The following is a 22,873-nucleotide window of genomic DNA, read 5'->3' on the forward strand; positions in this document are numbered from 1 at the left end:
GCCCGGCCGCACGCGCCGCGCTTCCCGCATCGGCGCGCAGCACGCGGCGGTGGGCGGGATCAACGGCGCTGCCAGGTCCAGCTCATCGCCTTCGCGCCGCCCGGTCCGGCGATCGTGGCCTGCAGGCGATCGCCTTCGCGCCGGTAGGTGATGACGGTCGGGAAGTCGTGCTGCGGGTTCTCGAACGTGACGCTGTCGGCGGTGCTCGCCGTCAGGCGGAACGGCACCGGCGCCTGCCCGGCCGGCGCGGCCCAGTAGCTCAGGACGCCGTCGCTGCCGGCCTGGATGCGCAGGAACTCGAACCCACGCGCCGCGTCGCCGGCGCCGGTGCGGTTGACGCCCAGCATCAGGCCGCCGCGCGGCGCGGTCCAGTGCTCCTCGGTCCAGCGGCCGTCCTTCTCCGCCCCCCAGGTGCCGCTCATCCAGGCCAACTGGTCGATCGCCGCGCCGCCGGCGGCAGCCGCCGGGATTGCCGCAGCGACGCTCCAAGCCAGGGCCATTGCCAGTACGCTCTTCATCTCGGGACTCCCACCGGTCAAGAAGGGCGCACGGTATCGCCGCGCGACCGGCGGCGCTTGAACGAACACGACAACCGGAGCTGGCGATGGAGTACGCGGAGATTCCCCTGCCGGGACTGGGCGACCTGGCCAAGACGTTCTGGACACTCCGCGGCGACGGCGCCGCCCCGGCCGGCGTGGAGCACAGCGCGACGCCGGACGGCTGCGTGGAGGTCATCCGGCGGCTGCACGGCCGCTCGACCTGGGGACGTGCGCAGCCGGCGGTGTTCGTCGCCGGCCTGATCGACCGGCCGGCGCTGCTGCACTTCAGCGGCGACGCTGCCTTCGTCGGCCTGCGGCTGTGGCCGTGGACCTGGCATGCCCTCGGCGGCCGTCCCTGCCGCGGCTTCCTCAACGACTGGATCGCGCTCGACGCCGCCGGCCTGCCCGACCGCACCGTCGCGCTGTTCCACGCGCTCGACGCCGGCGACGCCGATGCGATCGGCGCCGCGCTCGACGCGGCGGTGGCGCCGGCCGATCGTGCGATCGGCCGCGCGGTGGTGGCCTCGGCATCGGTCGCCGACCTGGCCCGGCGCAGCGGCCGGTCGATGCGCGGCCTGCAGCGCTGGTTCCAGCACGCGGTCGGGTTGCCGCCGCGCACCTACCTGCGCCTGCTGCGCTTCCAGGACACGCTGTCGGCGATCCAGGCCGATGCGACGGCACTGGCCGACCAGGCCGCGCACGGCGGCTATGCCGACCAGGCCCACATGGCCCGGGAGTTCCGCGAGCTGGCCGGTGCCGCGGCCAGGACCGTCCGCAAGCGCGCACGCGGCCCGTTCGTCTAGGTGCCAGGCGCGCCGGCGCCCGCTTGGCGTCCCGCGGGACGAGCAACCCGATGCCGACACGCCGCTTGACCGGGCTACCTGCGAGGACTAGTCTAATGTATTAACGCGCTAATACATTACACCCATGAAACGACGTCAGGCCGAACCCTCGCTCGATTCCGGGCATGCCGAGCGCTCGCTCTGCGAAGCCCTCCTGGCCCTGCGCAGCGTCGAGGAAATGCGGGCCTTCCTCGACGACCTGTGCACGCCGGCCGAGCGCGAGGCGATGCGCGACCGCTGGTGCGTGGTCCCGCACCTGATCGCGGGCGAGCCCTACCGCGAGATCCACGAGAACACCTCCGTCAGCGTCACCACGATCGGTCGTGTCGCGCGCTGCCTCGAGCAGGGCGCCGGCGGCTATCGGCTGGCGGCGCAGCGGCTCGGGCTCGACCGGCCCGCGGCGACCGCCGGCGCCACGCCGGCGAGGACGCCATCGTGACGATCGCACGCGACCGCTTGCGCGTGGCGGTGCAGAAATCCGGCCGCCTGGCCGAGACTTCGCTCTCCCTGCTGCGCCGGGCCGGACTTTCGTTCCGCGCCAGCCGCGACCGCCTGTTCCTCTACGGCGAGAACCTGCCGATCGACGTACTGCTGGTGCGCGACGACGACATCCCCGGCTTGCTCATGGAAGGCAGCTGCGAACTGGGCATCGTCGGCCGCAACGTGCTGGCCGAGCAGCGCCTGACGGCGCTCCCGGGCACCGACGCGCCGGCCGAACGGCTGGCGCTCGGCTTCGGCGGCTGCCGGCTGTCGCTGGCGGTGACCGACGGCGGGCCGATAACCGTGCCGGCCCAGCTGGACGGCCTGCGCATCGCCACGTCGTATCCGGGCCTGCTCGCCGACTGGCTGGCCGTCAACGGCATCCGCGCCGAGATCGTCGTGCTCAGCGGCTCGGTCGAGATCGCGCCGCGGCTCGGCAAGGCCGACGCCATCTGCGACCTGGTCTCCTCCGGCGCGACGCTGGCCGCGAACCAGCTGCACGAGCTGGTCGCGATCCTGCACAGCGAGGCCGTGCTCGCCGCCAGCCCGCATCCGCTGGGCAGCGCGAAGGCCGAGCAGGTCGAGCGCTTGTGCGCGCGCATCGAAGGCGCGCAGTCGAGCGACGGCGCGCGCCTGCTGATGCTGCAGGCACCGCGCGCCGCGCTGGCGGCGATCACGCGCCTGCTGCCGGTGCGCGAATCGCCGAGCGTGCTCAGCCTGGACGGACTGCCCGACGACATCGCCGTGCAGGCGCTGTGCAGCGGCGCGCTGGACTGGCAGCACCTGGAGGATCTCAAGCGCCTCGGTGCGCGCGGGTTGATGGTACTGAACGTGGAGCGGATGCTGGCATGAAGAGGTTCGACTGGTCGGCTCTCGGCGAGGCCGAGCGCGAGGCCGCGTTGGCGCGCCCGCGCCAGGTCCGCGATCCGCAGCAACTGGACCAGGTACGCGCGCTGCTCGCCGACGTGCGTGCGCGTGGCGATACCGCCCTGCACGAGCTGACCGCACGGCTGGACGGCTGCACGCTGGCACGCTTCGCCGTCGACGAGGCCGAGTTCGCCGCCGCCGAGGCCGAGGTCGGCACGGCCCTGCGCGCGACGATCGGCCGCGCGATCGACCGCGTGCGCAGCTTCCACGCCGCGCAGGTGCCGCCGTCGCTGCGTGTCGATACCGCACCGGGCGTGCGCTGCGAGCAGCTGATCCGCCCGATCGCCCGGGTCGGGCTGTACGTGCCGGCCGGCAGCGCGCCGCTGCCGTCGACGGTCTGGATGCTGGCGGTGCCGGCGCGGCTGGCCGGCTGCCCGGAGATCGTGCTGGCGACGCCGCCGCGCGCCGACGGGCGCGCCGACCCGGTCATCCTCACCGCCGCGCGCCTGTGCGGCGTGGATCGCGTGTTCAAGCTCGGCGGCGCCCAGGCGATCGCCGCGCTCGCCTACGGCACGGCCAGCGTTCCGCGCTGCGACAAGCTGTTCGGTCCCGGCAACGCCTGGGTCACCCAGGCCAAGCTCGAGGTCGCCGCCGATCCGGACGGCGCGGCGATCGACCTGCCGGCCGGCCCGTCGGAGGTCCTGGTGATCGCCGACGAGACCGCCGATGCCGCCTTCGTCGCCGCCGACCTGCTCGCGCAGGCCGAGCACGGCGCCGACTCGCAGGTGGTCCTGGTCAGCCCCAGCGAACGCCTGCTGCACGAGGTCGAGGCGGCCGTGGCGCGCCAGGCGGCGACGCTGCCACGCCGCGCGATCGCCCAGGCCGCGCTCGCGCACGCACGCCTGATCCGTGTGCGCGACCTGGCCGAAGCCGTCGAGGTCTCCGAGCGCTACGCGCCCGAGCACCTGATCGTGCAGGCGCGCGATGCGCGGGCCCTGCTGCCGCGGCTGTCGGCGGCCGGCAGCATCTTCCTCGGCCCGTGGTCGCCGGAGACGCTCGGCGACTATTGCGCCGGACCCAACCACGTGCTGCCGACGCTCGGCTTCGCGCGGGCCTACAGCGGCGTCGGCGTCGACAGCTTCCTGCGCCGCGTCTACGTGCAGGAACTGAGCGCCGAAGGCCTGGCCGCGATCGGGCCGGATGCCGCCGTGCTGGCCCGCGCCGAATCGCTGGAGGCGCACGCGCGCGCGGTCGACCTGCGCCTGGCCGCACTCGGACGTGCGCAGGCGGTCGGCGCATGAACATGCTCGCGCGCGTCCGCCCGGACCTGGCCGGCTTCCAGCCGTACGCCTCGGCTCGCCGAAGCGGCCTGGTCGGCACGATCCGCCTCAACGCCAACGAGTCGCCGTGGTCCGGCGACGGCTGCCCGACCGGCTTCAACCGCTATCCCGATCCCCAGCCGCTGGCGCTGCGCAGCGACCTGGCAGCGCTGTACGGCGTCGCCGAGGACCGGCTCTGGACCGGCCGCGGCAGCGACGAGGCGATCGACCTGCTGCTGCGCGGCTTCTGCCGCGCCGGCCGCGACAACGTCGTCGGGCTGGCACCGAGCTTCGGCATGTACCGCATCGGTGCGCAGCTGCAAGGCGCCGAGTACCGCACGCTGGCGCTGCGCGCCGAGGCGGACTTCGCGCTCGATCCGGACCGGCTGCTGGCACTGGCGGACGCCGACACCAAGCTGGTGATCCTGTGTTCGCCGAACAACCCGACCGGGGAGCTGCACCACGACGCGATCGGCCACCTCGCCCAGGCCCTGGCGGGACGCGCGCTGCTGGTGGTCGACGAGGCCTACATCGAGTTCGCCGGCATCCCCAGCGCGACCGCCCTGCTCGACCGGTACGACAACCTGGTCGTGCTGCGCACGCTGTCCAAGGCGCACGCGCTGGCCGGCGCCCGCATCGGCAGCCTGATCGCGCATGCCGACGTGGCCCGCTTCATCGGCAGCATCGCCGCGCCGTATCCGCTGCCGCTGCCGTGCGTCGCCGCCGCCGTCGCCGCACTGGAACCGGCGGCGCTGGAGCGCACGCACGCGCGCATCGCCACCCTGGTCGCCGAACGCGGCCAGCTGGCCGACGCGCTGGCGCGGCTGCCGCGCGTGCGGCGGGTCTGGCCCTCGGCGGCCAACTTCGTGCTGGCCCGTTTCGACGACGGCCCGGCGGCGCTCGAGCGCGCGCTGGCCGCCGGCATCGTGCTGCGCGACGTCTCGGCGCAGCCGGGCCTGGACGACTGTCTGCGCATCACCGTCGGCAGTCCGTACGAGAACGAGGCGCTGCTGGAGGCGCTGGCATGAGTGCACCGAAGATCCTGTTCGTCGACCGCGACGGCACGCTGATCGCCGAGCCGCCGGACGAGCAGATCGACAGCTACGCCAAGTTCCGGCTGGTCCCCGGCGCGATCTCGGCGCTGCGGCGCCTGATCGACGCCGGCTACGCGCTGGTCATGGTCAGCAACCAGGACGGCCTGGGCACGCCCAGCTTTCCCGAGGCCGACTTCGCCGGCCCGCAGCAGCTGCTGCTGGACATCCTGGCCAGCGAGGGCGTCGGCTTTCGCGAGGTCCTGATCGACCCGCACCGGCCCGCCGACAACGCGCCCACGCGCAAGCCCGGCACCGGCATGGTCCGCCACTACCTCGTCGACGGCGCGCTCGACCGCGCCCGCAGCGCGGTCATCGGCGATCGCGAGACCGACCTGGAGTTCGCGCGCAACATCGGCATCCGCGGGCTTCGCCTGGGCACCGACGGCGACTGGCCGGCGATCGCGCGCGCACTGCTCGACGCGCCACGCACCGCGCGGGTCGAGCGCACCACGCGGGAGACGCGCATCGTCGTGGCGATCGACCTGGACGGCACGGCACGGCCCGAGGTGGCCACCGGCATCGGCTTCCTCGACCACATGATCGAGCAGCTCGGCGTGCACGGCGGCTTCGCGCTACGGCTGGCCTGCCACGGCGACCTGCACATCGACGAGCATCACACCGTCGAGGACTGCGCGCTGGCACTCGGCCAGGCGCTGCGCGAGGCGCTCGGCGACCGGCGCGGCATCGGCCGCTACGGCTTCACGCTGCCGATGGACGAGAGCCTGGCCGAGGCCGCGATCGACCTCTCGGGCCGGCCGTACTTCGTGTTCGACGGCCGCTTCCCGCGCGAGGTGGTCGGGACGCTGCCGACCGAGCTGGTGCCGCATTTCTTCCGCAGCCTCGCCGATGCGCTCGGTGCCACCGTGCACCTGCGCGTGCACGGCGAGAACACCCATCACATGATCGAGGCCTGCTTCAAGGCGGTCGGTCGGGCGCTGCGTCCCGCGCTCAGGCGCGGCACCGGCGACGTGCCCAGCAGCAAGGGCGTGCTGGCATGACGGTGCGCGCGGTCATCATCCCCGGCAGCGGCGCCAACTTCGGCTCGCTGCGCCAGGCCTGCGCGCGCATCGGCGTGGCGGCCGAGGTCAGCGACGATCCGGCGCGCATCGCCGCCGCCAGCCATCTCGTCCTGCCCGGCGTCGGTGCCGCCGGCCATGCGATGCACGGCCTGCGCGAACGCGGCATCGACCGGCTGCTCCCGCGCCTCGCGCAACCGCTGCTCGGGATCTGCCTGGGCATGCAGTTGCTGTTCGAAGCCTCGGAGGAGGACCGCACCGAATGCCTCGGCGTCCTGCCGGGACGCGTGCGCCGGCTGCCGGACGCGCCGCGCTGGCCGCACATGGGCTGGAACCGGGTGCAGGCAGCGCCGGGCGCGCCGCTGTTCGACGGCATCGACGCGGATGCCTGGTTCTATTTCGTGCACGGCTATGCCGCGCCGGTCGGCGCGACGACGCAGGCCTCGACCGCCTACGGCACCGCGTTCGCGTCCGCCGTCGGCGACGGCCGCGTTCACGGCGTCCAGTTCCATCCCGAGAAATCGGCCGCCGCCGGGCGCCGCGTGCTCGCCAACTTCTTTGCGCTCCGATGAAGATCATCCCCGCCATCGACCTGCGCGACGGCCGCGTCGTGCGCCTGCGCCAGGGCGACTTCGATCGCAGCCGGCAGTTCGACCACGAGCCGCAGACGCTGGCGGCGCGCTACGCCGGTGCCGGCGCGCAGTGGCTGCACCTGGTCGACCTCGACGGCGCGCGCGCCGGCCGCCCGGTACAGGTGGCGCTGCTGCAGCGGATCGCCGCCGGCGAGGTGCAGGTGCAGGCCGGCGGCGGCGTGCGCAGCCGCGACGACGTCGCGCGCCTGCTCGACGCGGGCATCGCGCGCGTCGTGGTCGGCAGTGTCGCCGTGCGCGACCCGGACACCTTCGCCGGCTGGCTCGACGCCTTCGGGCCCGATCGCCTGTGCCTGGCACTGGACCTGCTGCGCGACAGCGATGGCCGCTGGCGGCCGGCGGTCGATGCCTGGCAGGCGACCGGCGACGCCGACATCGCCGTCCTGCTCGACGACCTGGCCGAACGCGGCCTGCGCCACGTGCTCAGCACCGACATCGCCCACGACGGCATGGGCGAGGGCCCGAACCTGGTCCTCTACCGCATGCTCGCCGGCCGCTGGCCGCAGCTGGACTGGATCGCGTCCGGCGGCGTGCGCCATCGCGCCGACGTCGACGCGCTGCGCGGCACCGGCGTCGCCGCCTGCGTCGCCGGCACGGCCCTGCTCGACGGAAGCCTCGCCCTGGAAGAGATCGCCGCATGCTCGCGTACCGCCTGATCCCATGCCTGGACGTCGCCGACGGCGTGGTCGTCAAGGGCGTGCGCTTCCGCGACCATCGCGTGGTCGGCGACATCGTCGCGCTGGCGCGCCGCTACGCGGCCGAAGGCGCCGATGAACTGGTGTTCTACGACATCACCGCCAGCCCCGAAGGACGTCGGGTCGACACCGCCTGGATCGAGCGCGTCGCCGCCGAGCTCGACATCCCGTTCTGCGTCGCCGGCGGCATCCGTTCGATCGCCGACGCCGAGCAGGTGCTGGCCGCCGGTGCCGACAAGGTGTCGGTCAACAGCCCGGCGCTGGCGCAGCCGGCGCTGATCGACGCGCTCGCCGGCCGCTTCGGCAGCCAGTGCGTGGTCGTCGGCATCGACCTCGACGCGCCGGGCGAGGCACCGGCGAGCTGGCGCGTCGTCGCCAACAGCGGCCGGCCGGACCGCGCCGCCGACAGCGGCCGCGACCTGCTCGGCTGGGTCCGCGAGATCGGCGAGCGCGGCGCCGGCGAGATCGTCCTCAATGCGATCCGTGCCGACGGCGTGCGCGCCGGCTACGCCCACGGCCCGCTCGCCGCCGTGCGCGCGGCGACGCGCCTGCCGCTGGTCGCCTCCGGCGGTGCCGGAACGCCGGCGCACTTCGCCGACGTCTTCGAGCGCGGCGAGGCCGATGCCGCCCTCGCCGCCAGCGTGTTCCACAGCGGCGAGATCCACCTCGGCGACCTCAAGCACTACCTGGCCGCGCGCGGCCTGACGGTGCGCACGTGAGCACGCTCGCCGAACGCATCGACTGGGACAAGGGCGACGGGCTGGTGCCGCTGATCGTCCAGCACGCCCACGACGGGCGCGTGCTGATGCTCGGCTACACCGACCGCGCCGCGCTGGAACAGACACTGGCCAGCGGCCAGGTGCATTTCTTCTCGCGCAGCCGCGGGCGGCTCTGGAAGAAGGGCGAGAGCTCCGGCCACGTACTGGCCCTGGTCTCGCTGGCCGCCGACTGCGACGGCGACACGCTGCTGTGCCAGGCCGTCCCGGCCGGGCCGACCTGCCACACCGGCACGGCCAGCTGCTTCGACGGCGACGGCGGTGCACACCCGTGGTTGAACCGGCTGGAGGCGCTGATCGCGGCGCGCCGCACCGCCGACCCGGCCACCAGCTACGTCGCCGGCCTGTTCGCGAAGGGACGCAAGCGCCAGGCGCAGAAGGTCGGCGAGGAAGGCGTCGAGACCGCCCTGGCGGCGCTCGCCGGCGAACCCGGCGAGCTGCGCGCCGAGGCGGCCGACCTGCTGTTCCACCTGCTGGTGCTGCTGCACGGCAGCGACCTGGTCCTGGCCGACGTCGTCGCCGAACTGGAACGGCGCCACCGGCCGGCCTGAACGCTCGCCGGCAGGAGGGCTGCCTGCCGGCGTAGCGCTGCTCTGGTCCGCCGCCGCATCGGCGGCGTACCATGGCTCGCCGCCCGCATCCGCGTCGACGGCAACCGACCTTCCCAGCAATGCACGTGCGCCTCCGGCGCAGGAGCCAGGCATGGTCCGTCTCACCTCCGCGCAAACGATCACCAGTCGCGAGCAGCTCCTGCACCTGCTGTACGAGGCGGCGGAGCTGGAGCACTGCCTGATGTGCACCTACCTCTACGCGGCCTTCTCGTTGAAGACCGACGAGGACGACGGCCTCGACGCCGACCAGCTCGCGGCCACCCGCCGCTGGCGGCGCGCCATCGTGCAGGTGGCGATCGAGGAGATGGGCCATCTGGTGGCGGTGTGGAACATCACCTCCGCCCTGGGCGGCGCGCCGCGCATCGGCCGCCTGAACCTGCCGCTGGACCCCGGCGCCCTGCCGGCCAGCGTCGTGGTCAGGCTGGCGCCGTTCAACGCCGCCACGCTGCAGCATTTCATTTTCCTGGAGCGCCCGGCCGGATCGGCCGAAGCCGACGGCGAGGGCTTCGCGGCCGGGCACGGCTTCGTGCGCGACCGGCCGGTACGCCGCATCACGCCGATGCCGATGGACTACGACACGGTCGGCACCTTCTATGCCGCGATCGGCCAGGGCCTGCGCGACATGGTGGGCCAGTGGGGCGAGGCGGCCACCTTCTGCGGCGATCCGGCCCTGCAGCTCTCGGCTGCGGAAGCGGCACTGCCCGGCATCGCGCGGGTGGTGTGCTCCCGGACCGCCCTGGCTGCATTCGATACCATCGTCACGCAGGGCGAAGGCGCGGCCGCCCATGCGGCCGAATCGCACTACCGGCGGTTCGCCGACATCCGCCGCGAACTCGCGGCCGCACGCGCGGCAGCACCGGACTTCGAACCCGCGTTTCCGGCCGCCACCAATCCGGTGCTGCGCAGCCCGCAGCGCGAAGGCCGGGTCTGGATCGAGGATCCCGCGGCGGCCGCGGTGGTGGACCTCGCCAACAGCGTGTACGGGCTGATGCTGCGGCTGCTGGCCTATGCCTATGCCGTGCCGGCGCCGGATGCGGACAAGACCCTGGCGGCGGACCTGGCCCTGGGCCTGATGCATGCCTTCGTGCCACTGGCGGAGCTGGCCGCACGGCTGCCGGCATCCCCGCGCGTGGCCGGCAATGCCGGCGTCTCGTTCATCACGCTGCGCGATGCCGCGGCCCTGCCGCCCGGACCGGCGGCCCGCCGGATGTTCTGCGAACGGTTCGAGCAGCTCGCCGATGCCGCCCGACAACTGCCGCTCCCCGCGTCCGCGCGGACACAGGCGGCGAGTGCCGTGCTGGACGCGCTCGCGGCGCGTGCCCTGGCCGGGTTCGACCTCGGCACGCTGGCACCGGCCGCGCCGGAACCGGCGGCCGCGGTCGCAGCGGTCGCGGCACCCGTCGCCGCGGCTCCGGTACCCGGCACGATCGAGCACATCGAAGGCCGCGACCTCACGCTGATCTACGAAGGCCGGCGCTGCATCCACGCCCGCTTCTGCGTCACCGGCGCGCCGACCGTGTTCCTCGCCAACGTCCAGGGGCCGTGGATCCATCCCGACACCCTCGACGTCGAGCGGCTGGTCGAGATCGCGCATGCCTGCCCGTCCGGCGCGATCCGCTATGCGCGCCGCGACGGCCGTCCCGACGAGCCGCCACCGCCGGTGAACCTGATGACGGTGCGCGAGGCCGGCCCGTATGCGTTCCGCGGCGACCTGCGCATCGACGGCGAACCCGCCGGATTCCGTGCCACGCTGTGCCGCTGCGGTGCGTCGAGGAACAAGCCGTTCTGCGACGGCAGCCACCACGCGGTCGCGTTCGCCGCCAGCGGCGAGCCGCCGACCGGCAGCCAGACCGCGATGCTGGCCACCCGCGACGGGCCGCTGGCGATCGAGCCGCAGCCCAACGGTCCGCTTCACGTCCGCGGCAACATCGAGATCGTCAGCGGCACCGGGCGCATGGTGGCGCGCGTCACCGACGTGCGCCTGTGCCGGTGCGGTGCCAGCGGCGACAAGCCGTTCTGCGACGGCAGCCACGCGCGGATCGGCTTCGTCAGCGAACCGGCCGCCGGCGGCTAGGGGATGTCCTCCACCCCCCGATAGACCGCGCCCCGGTCGACCCGGGACGCGGCCTCGGTTTCACGGCGCCGGCTACGGCTGCACGTTGACCTGGACGGGCAGCAGCGGCGTCACCGCGTCGTTGCTCTGCAGGCACAGGTAGGCGGTGGCGGGGACACCCCCCAGTGCCGCCGCGCCCGCCGTCACGGTCACGCCGGCATCGGCGAACGCCGCCAGGCCGAGCGGCAGCCCGGTAGCGCCGAGCCAGGCAGGTGCGGCACAGGCCGGCCGGCTTTCGATCGTCATCGTCAGGCCGGGCACCGTCGTGATGCGCGTCCAGGTACCGGAAATCGACGGTGCGCGCTGGACCGGGCCTTCGCCGTTGCCCTCGGTACTGCCGGACCAGTTCCAGCCGTCGCAGGAGATCGGCGACAGCGGTGTGCACGGCACCGTCGGATAGACCATCAGCCAGTAGCGTCCCGGCGGCAGCGCGGTGTGGAGCCCGGCCGCCGCCAGATCGAGGTGGGCCACGTCGACCATCAGGCCGGTCGAGTTGCGCACCTCGGTCACGCTGACGCCCGGCGAGCCGGCGGTCGCGTCGAAGTGCCAGACCGGCGGGATGCTGCCGCCCGGATGGTCGGCCGGAATGCCGCCGGCATCGGCGAAGATCCGCCAGTGCAGCGCTGCGTTCGGGCCCATGCTGGTCAGGGTCTGCTGCAGGCTGTGGCCGGTGATCTGGATCGTCGCCAGGTCGACCGGCGCATGGCCGGTGACGAGGAAGTCATCCGCGCTGTACTGGTGGCTGGCGGTCGGCGGCAGGTCGATGAACTCGGCGTCGCCGTAGCCGTACAGCGTCCCGTCGTCCTGGATCGGCTGCTGCGCCCACCCGTACGGCGCGGTGCCGCTGACAGTCCGGTCGACCACGAGCGTGGGCCCGCCGAGGTTGGATACGGTGAGCACCGCCGTCGCCTGGGGCTGCCCGGCCAGCACCAGGCCGAGCGGTGCCGGCGCCGCCGCGATGCGCGGCGGCGGGACGCGGATCGCGATCGGCAGGTGCAGGGCCGGCAACGCCGGATCGGCGGCGGTCAGTACCAGCCGCGCATACCGCACCGCGCCGTCGGCGGGCAGCTGGTCGCAGGCGATGTCGAGATCGATTGCCTGCTGCGCCTGGGACGCCACGGTGAAACCGGTCGTACCGGCGGCGATGCCGGCGACGAGGGCCGGATCGCCGGTCACCGCCAGGCTCCAGCCCTGCGCGGCCGGCAGCGTGCTGCGCAGCGTGCGGGTGAAGCGCCGCGTCGATCCGCAGGCCAGGTCCTGGATGCTGGCCAGGTTCAGCCGGGCCGGATCGCCGCCGGACGCTGGATCTGCGGCGGCGAACTGCGCGCCGGTCGCGTCGAGCACCAGGCCGGCGCGGGCCGCGCGCGCGACATCGATGCGGCCGGCACCACGATCGAACGGATCGCTCGGCGTGGTGCCGTCGCTCTTGGTCAGGCCGTCCTCGTGCGCCGTCATCATCAGCGCCGACTTGATCTCGGCCGGCGACCAGTCCGGATGCCGCTGCATCAGCAGCGCCGCCGCGCCCGCCACATGCGGCGAGGCCATCGAGGTGCCGCTCTGGATGCCCACTGCATCGGCACCACGCCCCGGCACCGGATTGCCGTTGCCGTCGGGCAGCGTGCGGTTGTTGACGGCGGCCAGGATGAAGGAGCCGGGCGCCAGCAGGTCCGGCTTGACGACGTCGACGGCCGGTGCCGGGCCGAGCAGGCTGTAGGTGCCGAGGACGTCCGCCGGTGTCGGCAGGCGCACATGCGGGTACGGGATCGCGCCGGTGCCGGCACGGCCGGCCTGCGCACCGAGGAAGGCCGCCAGCGCCAGCCCGTCCTCCTGCAGGACCATGAACACCGGCACGGTCGCCGGTCCGGCCGACAGGTCCGGCACGAAGGTGCCTTCGGTCCGGTTGTTGGCGATGACGGCCGCGATCGCGCCGGCGTTCACCGCGGCGGCGACCTTGTCGGCGAACGGGCAGGTGCCGCGGCTGACCAGGGCGATCGCGCCGGCGAAGGTACCGGCCGGGTAGCCGCTGCAGCCGTCGCTGCCGGTCAGGTCGGCAGCGTTGAACTGCGGACTCAGCACCACCGGCGTCGTGGCGGGAAAGGGCCCCGTCGCCGGCCGGTCGGTGCCGGGTACGGCCCCGGTCAGCGCGATGCCGCGCGTCGGCGCCGGCGGCTGGCCCGGCCCGGTCAGGTCCAGGCGCGCCTGGAACGTGGCGCCACCGGTGTGCGAGCCGGCCGCGACGGTGGTCACCCAGGGCTCGACGTGGTTGACCAGGCCGGCCGACTGCAGCACGCCCGGGCCGGTGTTGCCACCGGCGGCGGCCACGAAGATGCCGGCCTCGGTCGCGGCCAGGAACGCCAGCGAGGTGTTGTCGTCCCACGGCGACAGGCCGCCGGTCAGCGAGTAGTTCAGAACGTCGACGACGCCGTCGGCGACCGCCCGGTCGACGCTGCCGACCGTGGCGGACTCCGGGCAGAAGACCGGCGCCGGGCCGCAGGCGTAGAACACGACGAGGTTGGCGCGCGGCGCCACGCCGGCCATGCCGACGCCGCCGAGCGGCGACCGGCGCCGGTTGCCGGCGGCGGTGCTGGCGGTATGACTGCCGTGCGCCTGCCGGTCCTCGACCGAGTACGGCGCCGAGGCCGAGCCGCTGTTGATCAGGTCGTAGACGCCGATGACCTTGGCGTTGCAGCCGCGGTCGCTGATCCCCGGCACGCCGCACTGTCCGAGGTAGACGCCGGCACCCAGCGGATTGACGATCGGCCGGCCATCGCCGTCCACGGCCTGGAACGACGGGCTGGCGCTGTTGTAGCCGCTGTCGATCGTCCCGATCACGATGCCGTCGCCGGCCATGCCCTCGACCGCATCGAAGCCGTTGGCGAACAGGGTGTCCTGCGCCGCCGGCTGTCCCCACCACAACGACGGCGCGCCGATGAAACCGGGCCCGACGTCGGTGGCCGGCAGCCAGCGGCGCTCGCGCTGGACCGAGGCCACGCCGGCCAGCCGCCGCACCTGCGCCGCCTGGTCGGCGGTCAGCTCGATCACCACCGCGTTCAGCGCATACGAGAACGCGTGGGCCACGGTCGGCGCCGCGCCGAGCGCCCGGCCGATGCGCGCGACCGCCGCCGCCTGCTCGCGCTGCAGGTAGTCGGCGTAGCGGCGCGCCTCCGGCGCCTGGGTGTCGAGCCGTTCGCGGCCGGCACCGGTCCGGCGCGTGGGGATCGCGCCGATGCCCTCGGCGCGCAGGGTGGGCATCGCCGCGACGGCGCGGTTGTAGGCCGCCACCGAAGGCGCCTCCAGACGCACGATGTAGCGGGACGGCGCCGCGTCGTCGGTGGTGTTGCGGACATTCGGGGCCGGATGCAGCGGCACCGCCTGCACCGGGACATCGCGCATGCCATCGTCGGAGCGGACCGGTGCGGCGATCGCGACCGGCAACGCCGGCGCGGCCAGGGCGCACGAGAGCAGGACCATCTTCTTGAGCATCGGTGTGTTCATCGGCGCTTCCGCGGCAAGGGGGGACGGGGCGTGCCGGACGGCGGCCTGGCCGCACAGCCACACGTCCCGTTCTACCGGACACGGTGCCGACGCAGGTTCATCGATGGTTCGCAGCCGGTTCGCGGCCGGTAGTCGCGAGGCCGTCACCGCGGCGGTTCAGGTGAAGCGGCGCCGCACCGGCATGCGCCGGGCGCTACCCTACGGGCATGGCCGCCCCGATCTGTCGCTTCCTGCACTTCCGCCTGGACCCGCAAGCGCGCGAGCTGCGCGCGGACGGCGCGCTGGTGCACCTGCCCGCCAGCGCGTTCGATTGCCTGTGCTACCTGGTCGAACAGCGCGACCGCGCGGTCGGACGCGACGAGCTGGTCGCCGCGGTCTGGGGCCGCACCGAGATCGGCGGCAAGCTGCTGGAGCAGACGATCCTCAAGATCCGCCGCACGCTCGGCGACACGGCTGCCGAATCGCACTGCATCCGCACGGTCGCGCGCTTCGGCTATCGCTGGGTCGCCCCCACGACCCCCGACGTCGAAGCTACCCCTCCCGACCCGGCCCTGGCGGACGTGGCCGTAGCCGCCGACGCCGTGGCCGTGGCCGGCCGGCCGCGCAGCCGGGTACGGCGGACCGCCCACTGGGCCGGCGGCCTGCTCGCCGGTGGCCTGCTGCTCGGCCTCGGCCTCGCCGGCCTGCGCGCCCCGGTCCCGTCCCCGCCGGCGGTGGCCACGAAGGCCCTGCCGGCGGCCGCCGCGCCGGCGATGGTGCTGCCGGTCGAGGTACGGGCCGGGAGCGAATGGGACTGGCTGCGGCTGGGCCTGATGGACCTGGTCGCCGGCCGGCTGCGCGACGGCGGCCTGGCGACCTTGAGCAGCGAGAGCGTCGTCGGCCTGCTGCGCGACGGCCGCCCTGCCGCCACCGCGGATGCCGCCGCGCCGCAGCCGATCCGGGTCGAGGCGAGCCGGGCCGGGGACCGGTGGAACGTGCGGCTGGAGACCGTCCGCGCCGGCACGCCGGCCGTCGTCGAGGCCCAGTCGGGTGACGTGCTGCTGGCCGGGCGCCAGGCCAGCGATGCCCTGCTGGTCCTGTTCGGCCACACGCCGCCCGAGGCCGGCGACCCGCCGCCGCGCGCGCTGCAGGAGCTGCTGCAGCGCGCGCATGCGGCCGTACTCGGCGAGCGTTTCGCGGCCGCGGCCCGGCTGATCGAACAGGCGCCGCCGGACCTGGCGGCTGCGCCCGAGGTGGACGTGCTGATGGCCTACCTGGAGATCCGCTCCGGCAGCTACCGCGCCGCCGAACAGCGCCTGCGCCAGCTGCTCGACCGCGGCGCCGGCACGCTGGCGGTGGCGACCCGCGCCCGTGCGCTCAACGCGCTCGCGGCGCTGCACGTGCGCGCCGACCAGCCCGACCCGGCGATGGCCGCCTACAGCGAAGCGATCGACCTGCTGGCCGGCGGCGGCGAACCCAGCGTGCTCGGCTATGCCTACATGGGCCGCGCGATGGTCGCCTCGATGGTCGGCGAGCTCGACGCAGCGACGGCCGACCTGGGCCGGGCCCGGATCGAGATGGAAGCGGCCGGCGACAGCATCGGCAGCGCCACCGTCGACCTCTCGCTGGGCCAGATCCAGATGCGCCGGCGCGACGCCACGGCGGCCCTCAATGCACTGCGCGCCGCCGAGCGCGGCCTGGAACCGTATTCGGCCCGCGAGGAGCTGGTCTATGCGCGCCTGTTCAAGAGCGAGGTGGAGCTGCGCCTGCTCGACACCGCGGCCGCCCGGGCGACCAGCGACCGGTTCTGGCCGGCCGAGACCGCGACGGCCAACGAGCGGCTGCGCTGGCACCTGGTGCTCGCCCGCGCCCGCGTGCTGGCGGCGCAGGGCGCACTGGCCGAGGCCGAGACCCTGCTGCAGGCGATTCGCGACGGCGCCTCCACCGAGGCGGACGCCGGCGTGCGTGCCGAAACCGAAGCGGTGGCCGCGGCGCTGGTACTGCTGCGCGACCGGCCCGAGCAGGCGGTCGCGCAGGCACGCCTCGCCTCGACCGCGGCGCTGGAGAACAGCGCCGGCGACGTCTACCTCGCCAACCGGCTGGTGCTCCTGGGTGCATTGGTCCGCAGCCAGCGCCTGGCCGAGGCCGAAGCCGAGAACGCCGGCCTGCAGACCTGGCTGAACCAGTACACGGACGGCTGGCACCGCGCCTACGGCCTGCTCGCCGACGCCGAGGTCGCGGTCGCACGGGGAGCGGTCGATACCGGACTCGGGCACTACGCCCAGGCCCTGCAGGCGCTCGGCGGCAATCCGGAACCGGCCGACGCGGTCGCCATCGCCGAACCGTATCTCCACGCGCTGATCGACGCCGGCCGCATCGACGAGGCGTCGGCGCGGATGGCCGAGCTGGCGCCCTATGCCGATGCCGACGTGCGCATCACCTGGGCGCAGGCGCGCCTGTACGCCGCCCTGGAGCGTCCGGTCGCGCTGCAGCGCGCCTATGCGCGCGCGGTGGCGCTGGCCGGCGAGCGACGCCTGTCGCCGCCGCCGTACCCGTTGCTCGACCTGCCAGGCGCGTTCGATCCGTTGAAGCAGGTCCGCCCGGAGGACCACCCGCTCTCGCCGATGGCCGACACGGTCCGGCCACCCACGACGCCGACACCGTAGCGACCGCGCGACCGGCGCCGCAGGGGGGCCGGTGAAGGTCGGCAGGAGTTGTCGGACGCCGCGGCGGAACGCCGTTTCCGGCGGGCGTGTCAGCGCTCGGGCGCCGGCAGGATCTTCAGCTGCGAAACGAAGATGCCGAGCCGGCGCATGTCCGGTCCGGTCCGCATGACCCGCGGCGAGGCCGGCGTGTCGACCCGGAACGTCAGCTTGATCCGGCCATCGCCGATGAGCGTCGCGGGGATGCGTACCTGCTCGTCGATCCGGTTCTGCCCCACACGCGTGCGCCACTGGCCCAGCATCGTTCCGTTGGCGAGCAGCGTGACGTCCACCGCCGGGTGCCGCCGCGCGACGAAACTGTGCAGGCGAAGGTCCAGCAGCAGATCGCGTCCGGCCGGTGCGCACAGCATCAAGGATGCATCGGCATCGCGGCTCCACAGGCCGTCGGTGTCGGCCTGGTTCCATCCCGTGCCCAGCAACGCCAGGTCCGCGCTGCCCGATGCGAAACGCAGCTCGGCCGGCGGCGACAGCCGGTTCGCGCAGGCGTAGTCGAGCGCCCGTGCGTCGATCTGGCGCGCGACGAAGTCCTCGCTGTGCGTCCGGAAGAACACGAACGCGGCGATGTAGCCGCTCCCGAGCACCAGCATCGACGCCAGCAGCAGCCAGCGCCGCCACGGCGACTGCCATAGACCTAGATCGTGATCGACTTGCCGAGTGTCCATGCGGTCATCAGGAATCCGTTGAGCAACGCGAAGCACGAGAACACGACGGCGGCCGCCAGCGTGCGGCCTTCCAGGTGCCGGGCCAGGCCGATCGCGATCGGGAACAACACGATCGTGTAACGCAGCAGCGAATTGGGGATCTGCCCGGTCCACAGCAGCAGCAGGATCAGCAGGCACAAGCCGAATTCCTCGTACAGCCGCAGCCGCAGCAGCAGGAACGAAGCGGCGAACGCGCCGAGGCTGCACAACACCCAGTAGGTGGCCAGGTTGCCGGTCAGCAGGTGCGCCAGCACGTTGCGCCACGGCAGGTCCGAGCGCCAGCCCCAGCCATGGGCGACGGTGGACGCCTGCGCAAACGCGTCGCCGGTCATCGCGAAGCAGTAGGCCCAGAAGCAGAACAAGCCGAGCGGCGCCAGGACGACCGGCACGAACAGCTGCGGGCGCTGCCAGGGCCGCAGGAAGGCTTGCCAGCCGAACGTGCGGAGGATCCAGAACAGCACGAAGAAGACGAAGAACACACCGTTGGCGCGTACGCCCGACAGCACCGCCGCCATCAGGCCCGCCAGCAGGAAATGGCCCCGGCGCAGGTGATACATCGCCCCCGCCAGCAGCAGCAGGAACAGGCTCTCGGTATAGGCCGCCGAAAACACGAAGCCCTGCGGCACGAAGCACAGCAGGGCCACCGTCAGCAGCCCGGTCTGCCGGGAGAAGCCGAGCAGGCACGCATAGCGGTAGATGTAGACCAGGGCCGCGACGAAGCACAGGTTCGAGATCGTCAGCGCCGCGGCCAGCACGTCGATGCCGGCGACCGTGGCCAAGCCCTCGATGAGCAGCGGGTAGACCGGAAAGAACGCGAGCGAGGTCTGTCCCGGCGCGTTGGCCGGAGCGAGCTGCGAATAGCCGTTGCGCACGATCTCCAGGTACCAGCCGCAGTCCCACCGGCACAGCAGCGAGCGACCGGTATCCAGGTACACGGTCGAGTCGACGGTGAGTACCGTCAGTGCGCCGATGGCGAGCAGGGCGATGCGCGACACCGCGTACAGGCCCAGGATCGCCGCCAGCGGGCTGGCGGCCAGGGCGCGCGCGGACACGTGCAGGAAACTGAGGAAGCCGGACGTATCGGACGTTCGAAGGCGATCCATGCGCGCGGGTCAGTCCCGGGACCGGGCGCGGCGCGGAACGACGGTATCGCGCCTCACGGCTGCTGCTCCGTCACCGGCACGTCGGCAGCGGCGACGGGTGGGCGCTCCGGCGCGGACGCACCGGGCCCGCCCCGGGTCTTGAGTTCGCGGAACACGAACAGCGGACGCCGCTTCAGTTCCATGAACATCCGCCCGAGGTACTCGCCCATGATGCCCAGGCACAGCAGCTGCACGCCCGAGAACAGCGCGACGATGATGATGAGGCTGGTCCAGCCGCGGGCGGTGTTGCCGCCCAGCCAGGCCAGCAGCGCATACAGCGAGATCGCCAGCGCCACCGCGAAGGAGATGCCGGCGAAGAGGATGCTGACCCGCAGCGGGCGGACCGAGAAACCGGTGATCGCATCGGCCGCCAGGCGCAGCATCCGCCGCAGCGGGTACTTGGTCTCGCCGGCCGCGCGCGCATGGCGCACGTACGGCAGCGCCTCCTGGTGGAAGCCGAGCCAGGCGATCAGGCCGCGCACGAACCGGTGCTGCTCGGGCATCGCCAGCAGGGCGTCGAGCACGCGGCGGTTGATCAGGCGGAAGTCGCCGACGTTCTGCGGGATCGGCACGTCGGTCAGGCGGTTGAGCGTGCGGTAGAACCATTGCGCGCTGGACTTCTTGAACGCGGTCTCGCCCTCGCGCTCGGTGCGCAGGCCGTAGACGACGTCGGCGCCGGCGTCCATGCGCTGCATCATGTCGGCCAGCAGTTCCGGCGGGTCCTGGAGATCGGCATCGATCATCAGTATCCGCTCGCCGCGTGCCACCGACAGGCCGCCGCTCAGGGCCAGCTGATGCCCGAAGTTGCGCGACAGCGACAGCGCGACCACGTGCGCGTCCTCCGACGCGAGGCGATCGAGCAGGGTCCAGGTGGTGTCGCGCGAGCCGTCGTCGACGTAGACGATCTCGTAGTCGTCGCCGGCCGAGACCCGGCAGGCGGCGGTGAGCCGGCAGTGCGTCTGCTCCAGCACCGCTTCTTCGTTGTAGCACGGCACGACGACGCTCAGGCGCGGCGGGCGCCGGCCGGGCGACGCCGGGAACAGGGGTGGATTGGGGAACATTTCGGATCGGGGGTCGCGATCGAGGACGGCTGCATTCTGCGCAAACCCAGGACGCTTTGCACTCCCGTTTGGTCGCAGTCCCTGCTCGAAACCGGGCCAAGCTGAACCGGCCGCCGGGCCGGCGTCACGGCGGCCGTGCCAAAGCCCTCGCCCCGCAGTAGCATCCGCTGCGAACCTCGCCGCCCGCCGGCACACCGAGCGCCTCTCGCCGCGTGAAATCGCCCTTCTCGCCTACGCATCTGCGCAGCGTGCTCGGCATCCTCGTCGTGGCCCTGGCGGTCTACGCGCTGGAACGCGAATTCCACGACATCCACTGGGACCAGCTGGTGGGCGAGCTGCGCGCGGTACCGCTGCGCGCGCTCGTTCTCGGCTTCGGCTTCACGCTGGCCAGCTACGCCCTGCTGGTCCTGTTCGACTGGCAGGGGCTGCGCCTGGTCGACAAGCACGTCCCCTGGCCGCGGCTGGCGGCGACCTCGTTCGTCGCCAACGCCCTCGGGCACAGCCTGGGCCTGGCGCCGCTCACCGGCGGCACGGTACGCCTGAAGGGCTACGGCGATGCCGGCGTCGGCCTGGCCGACATCGGGCGGATCGCGGTGCAGGTGAGCCTGGCCTTCGTGCTGGGGGCCTGGACCCTGGCCGGCCTGACGCTGGCGGCCGCACCGGCCCACCTGGCCGCGGTGCTGCCGGGCGCCCCGGCGTTCTGGCGCGGCCTGGGCGTCGCGATCCTGGCACTGCTGCTGCTCGGCCTGGCGCTGCTCCGCCGCGAGCCGCGCCTGCTGGCGATCGGCCGCCTGTCGCTGCGGCTGCCGTCACGCTCGGTCGCCGTGGTGGCGCTGGTGGTCAGCGCCGCGGAGCTGTGCTGCGCCGCCGCCGCCCTGTACGTGCTGCTGCCGGAGGCCGGCGCACCGGATTTCCTCGGCTTCGTCGGCAGCTACGTCATCGCGATCCTGGCCGGCGTCGTCTCGACGGTGCCGGCCGGCCTCGGCGTCTTCGAATGGACGATGATCCAGACCCTGCCGGCGATCGACCGCAGCGCCCTGCTCGCCTCGATCGTCGCGTACCGGCTGGTCTACTACGGGCTGCCGCTGCTGTTGGCGCTGGCGGGCGTGACCGCCTGGAGCCTGGGCGGAACGGCGCGGCGGATCTCGCGTCTCGCCGGTGCGGTCGTGCCGACGGTCACGGCCGCCGCGGTCTTCGCCGCCGGTGCCTGGCTGCTGATCGCCGGCGCCCTGCCGGTACCCGACGAAACCGTCGTGGCCGCGCCGCTGCCGCTGCTGGAACTGTCGCACCTGCTCGGCAGCCTGCTCGGCGTGTTCCTGCTGGTGCTGGCGCTCGGCATCCGCCGCTGCAGCCACGGCGCCTGGCTGCTGACGCTGGGCGTCCTGGCGGCCGGCGTGCCGATCACCCTGGTGCGCGGCGACCCGCCGCTGCTGATCGCGGCCATCGCCGCGCTGGCCGTCCTGCTGATCGCCAACCGCCGCCGCTTCTCGCGGCCGGCGGCCGTGCTCGAGGCGCGCTTCAGCCTGGTCTGGTGGCGCAACGTGGCGCTGGTCGTGCTCGGCACCGGCTGGCTGATGCTGTTCGCCTACCGCAACGTCCCCTACCGCAACCGCCTGTGGTGGCAGTTCGAACTCAGCGGCGACGCGCCGCGGGCCCTGCGTGCGCTGCTGGCGGTGGTGGTGGTGCTGTCGCTGATCGCGCTCTGGCAGCTGCTGCGTCCGGCGCCGCGCCGCGACCCGCTGCCCGACCACCAGCAACTCGATGCGCTCAAGCCGCTGATCGACAACGCCACGCACAGTCACGCCAACCTGGTCTACCTCGGCGACAAGGCCGTGATGACGGCGCCCAGCGGCAGCGGGCTGCTGATGTTCCGCCAGTCCGGCCGATCGCTGATCGCGATGGGCGACCCGCTGGGTACGCCGGCCGATCGCGCGGATCTGCGCTGGGCCTTCCGCGAGCTGGCCGACCAGCGCGACCTGCGCTGCGTGTTCTACCAGATCGGCCGCGAGGACCTGGAGGCGTACCTCGACCTCGGCCTCGCGCTGGTCAAGCTCGGCGAGGAAGCCCTCGTCGACCTGGCCGGCTTCAGCCTGGACGGGAGCACGCGCGCGGAACTGCGCCAGGCGCGCAATCGCGGGCTGCGCGAGGGCCTGCGCATCGAGTACGTCGCGGCCGGCGCGATCGATCCGTGGCTGCCGGCGCTGCACCGCATCTCCGACCAGTGGCTCGCGCTCAAGGCCGGGTCGGAGAAGGGTTTCTCGCTCGGCTTCTTCGACGAGACCTACCTGCGCCGCTTTCCGCTGGCCCTGGTCCTGGCGGCCGACGGCACGCCGGTGGCCTTCGCCAATCTCTGGCCGGCTGCCGCCGGCGGCGAGCTGTCGATCGACCTGATGCGGCATGCGGCCGATGCGCCGCGCGGCGTCATGGACTTCCTGTTCATCGAGCTGATGCTGTGGGGCCGCGCGCAAGGCTATCGCAGCTTCAACCTCGGCATGGCGCCGCTGTCGGGCATGGCCCGCCATCGATTGGCGGCACGCTCGCAGCGCCTGCTCGGTTTCCTCGCCGGCCACGGCGAGCGCTTCTACGGCTTCGAGGGCCTGCGCCGCTACAAGCAGAAGTTCGGCCCCGAGTGGAAGCCGCGCTATCTGGCCGCGCCCGGCGGCGTGCACCTGCCCGGCGTCTTCCTGGACCTCACGCGCCTGATCAACCGCGGACCGGCCAGCCTGCGCATCCTGCACGCCACCGCCGCCGCCCGCCTGGAGCACTGACC

Annotated in this window: 18 protein-coding genes; 13 read left to right on the forward strand and 5 right to left on the reverse strand. The window is 73.4% G+C overall.

All coding sequences use genetic code 11. From position 1 onward, the window contains the following. Positions 1–59: 59 nt before the first annotated feature. A complete protein-coding gene (locus I596_RS16255; RefSeq protein WP_223303856.1) occupies positions 60–518 on the reverse strand; it encodes a DUF6265 family protein in 459 nt (152 codons plus the stop codon). A gap of 86 nt (positions 519–604) precedes the next feature. Here I596_RS16255 and I596_RS16260 point away from each other — a divergent pair, with 86 nt between their 5' ends. The 11 genes from I596_RS16260 (at position 605) to I596_RS18230 (ending at position 10,963) form a co-directional block, all read left to right on the forward strand. Beyond that, the gene (locus I596_RS16260; protein WP_067650357.1) at positions 605–1,342 is read left to right on the forward strand and encodes a helix-turn-helix domain-containing protein; all 738 of its coding nucleotides are present in this window, start codon (positions 605–607) and stop codon (positions 1,340–1,342) included. A 124-nt stretch (positions 1,343–1,466) separates the two neighbouring features. Beyond that, entirely contained in the window at positions 1,467–1,820 is a 354-nt protein-coding gene (locus tag I596_RS16265; protein WP_067650359.1) for a YerC/YecD family TrpR-related protein, read from the forward strand. After that, positions 1,814–2,713: an ATP phosphoribosyltransferase gene (gene hisG, locus I596_RS16270; protein ID WP_150132283.1), complete on the forward strand. Its 900-nt coding sequence runs from the start codon at positions 1,814–1,816 to the stop codon at positions 2,711–2,713. Before I596_RS16265 ends, hisG begins: the two co-directional genes overlap by 7 nt. Continuing rightward, positions 2,710–4,029 carry a histidinol dehydrogenase gene (gene hisD / locus I596_RS16275; RefSeq protein WP_067650361.1) on the forward strand — a complete coding sequence of 440 codons (1,320 nt, stop codon included), beginning with the start codon at positions 2,710–2,712 and terminating at the stop codon, positions 4,027–4,029. The genes hisG and hisD overlap by 4 nt, the downstream gene beginning before the upstream one ends. Further along, positions 4,026–5,075: a histidinol-phosphate transaminase gene (hisC, locus tag I596_RS16280; protein WP_067650363.1), complete on the forward strand. Its 1,050-nt coding sequence runs from the start codon at positions 4,026–4,028 to the stop codon at positions 5,073–5,075. The genes hisD and hisC overlap by 4 nt, the downstream gene beginning before the upstream one ends. Beyond that, positions 5,072–6,139: a bifunctional histidinol-phosphatase/imidazoleglycerol-phosphate dehydratase HisB gene (gene hisB / locus I596_RS16285; protein WP_067650365.1), complete on the forward strand. Its 1,068-nt coding sequence runs from the start codon at positions 5,072–5,074 to the stop codon at positions 6,137–6,139. Before hisC ends, hisB begins: the two co-directional genes overlap by 4 nt. Then, positions 6,136–6,729: an imidazole glycerol phosphate synthase subunit HisH gene (gene hisH / locus I596_RS16290; protein WP_067650367.1), complete on the forward strand. Its 594-nt coding sequence runs from the start codon at positions 6,136–6,138 to the stop codon at positions 6,727–6,729. The genes hisB and hisH overlap by 4 nt, the downstream gene beginning before the upstream one ends. Continuing rightward, positions 6,726–7,463, forward strand: coding sequence for a 1-(5-phosphoribosyl)-5-[(5-phosphoribosylamino)methylideneamino]imidazole-4-carboxamide isomerase (locus tag I596_RS16295; RefSeq protein ID WP_067650369.1), 738 nt, complete (start codon positions 6,726–6,728; stop codon positions 7,461–7,463). The genes hisH and I596_RS16295 overlap by 4 nt, the downstream gene beginning before the upstream one ends. Beyond that, complete coding sequence (gene hisF / locus I596_RS16300; protein ID WP_067650371.1) at positions 7,445–8,221, forward strand: imidazole glycerol phosphate synthase subunit HisF; 777 nt, start codon at positions 7,445–7,447, stop codon at positions 8,219–8,221. Before I596_RS16295 ends, hisF begins: the two co-directional genes overlap by 19 nt. Continuing rightward, positions 8,218–8,829: a bifunctional phosphoribosyl-AMP cyclohydrolase/phosphoribosyl-ATP diphosphatase HisIE gene (gene hisIE / locus I596_RS16305; RefSeq protein WP_067650373.1), complete on the forward strand. Its 612-nt coding sequence runs from the start codon at positions 8,218–8,220 to the stop codon at positions 8,827–8,829. Before hisF ends, hisIE begins: the two co-directional genes overlap by 4 nt. A 151-nt stretch (positions 8,830–8,980) precedes the next feature. Beyond that, positions 8,981–10,963 carry a ferritin-like domain-containing protein gene (locus I596_RS18230; RefSeq protein WP_083965663.1) on the forward strand — a complete coding sequence of 661 codons (1,983 nt, stop codon included), beginning with the start codon at positions 8,981–8,983 and terminating at the stop codon, positions 10,961–10,963. A 72-nt stretch (positions 10,964–11,035) separates the two neighbouring features. Here the strand turns inward: I596_RS18230 and I596_RS16315 are convergent, their stop codons facing one another. Then, positions 11,036–14,497, reverse strand: coding sequence for a S8 family serine peptidase (locus I596_RS16315; RefSeq protein ID WP_067650375.1), 3,462 nt, complete (start codon positions 14,495–14,497; stop codon positions 11,036–11,038). A 206-nt stretch (positions 14,498–14,703) separates the two neighbouring features. Between I596_RS16315 and I596_RS16320 the strand changes: the two genes are divergently transcribed. Then, positions 14,704–17,142 carry a winged helix-turn-helix domain-containing protein gene (locus I596_RS16320; protein ID WP_067650377.1) on the forward strand — a complete coding sequence of 813 codons (2,439 nt, stop codon included), beginning with the start codon at positions 14,704–14,706 and terminating at the stop codon, positions 17,140–17,142. Positions 17,143–17,231: 89 nt separating this feature from the next. Here I596_RS16320 and I596_RS16325 read toward each other — a convergent pair whose 3' ends face one another. The 3 genes from I596_RS16325 to I596_RS16335 are packed head-to-tail and all read right to left on the reverse strand — an operon-like array spanning position 17,232 to position 20,103. Beyond that, positions 17,232–17,861: a hypothetical protein gene (locus I596_RS16325; RefSeq protein ID WP_150132217.1), complete on the reverse strand. Its 630-nt coding sequence runs from the start codon at positions 17,859–17,861 to the stop codon at positions 17,232–17,234. Beyond that, positions 17,831–19,003: a mannosyltransferase family protein gene (locus I596_RS16330; RefSeq protein WP_067650381.1), complete on the reverse strand. Its 1,173-nt coding sequence runs from the start codon at positions 19,001–19,003 to the stop codon at positions 17,831–17,833. Before I596_RS16330 ends, I596_RS16325 begins: the two co-directional genes overlap by 31 nt. Positions 19,004–19,056: 53 nt before the next feature. Continuing rightward, on the reverse strand, positions 19,057–20,103 hold the full coding sequence (locus tag I596_RS16335; RefSeq protein ID WP_067650383.1) for a glycosyltransferase family 2 protein: 1,047 nt from the start codon (positions 20,101–20,103) through the stop codon (positions 19,057–19,059). A 212-nt stretch (positions 20,104–20,315) separates the two neighbouring features. On the opposite strand from I596_RS16335, the gene mprF reads away from it, so the two are divergent. After that, entirely contained in the window at positions 20,316–22,871 is a 2,556-nt protein-coding gene (mprF, locus tag I596_RS16340; RefSeq protein WP_067650385.1) for a bifunctional lysylphosphatidylglycerol flippase/synthetase MprF, read from the forward strand. The last annotated feature ends 2 nt before the right edge of the window (positions 22,872–22,873 follow it).

The organism is Dokdonella koreensis DS-123, assembly GCF_001632775.1.
GTDB lineage: Bacteria > Pseudomonadota > Gammaproteobacteria > Xanthomonadales > Rhodanobacteraceae > Dokdonella > Dokdonella koreensis.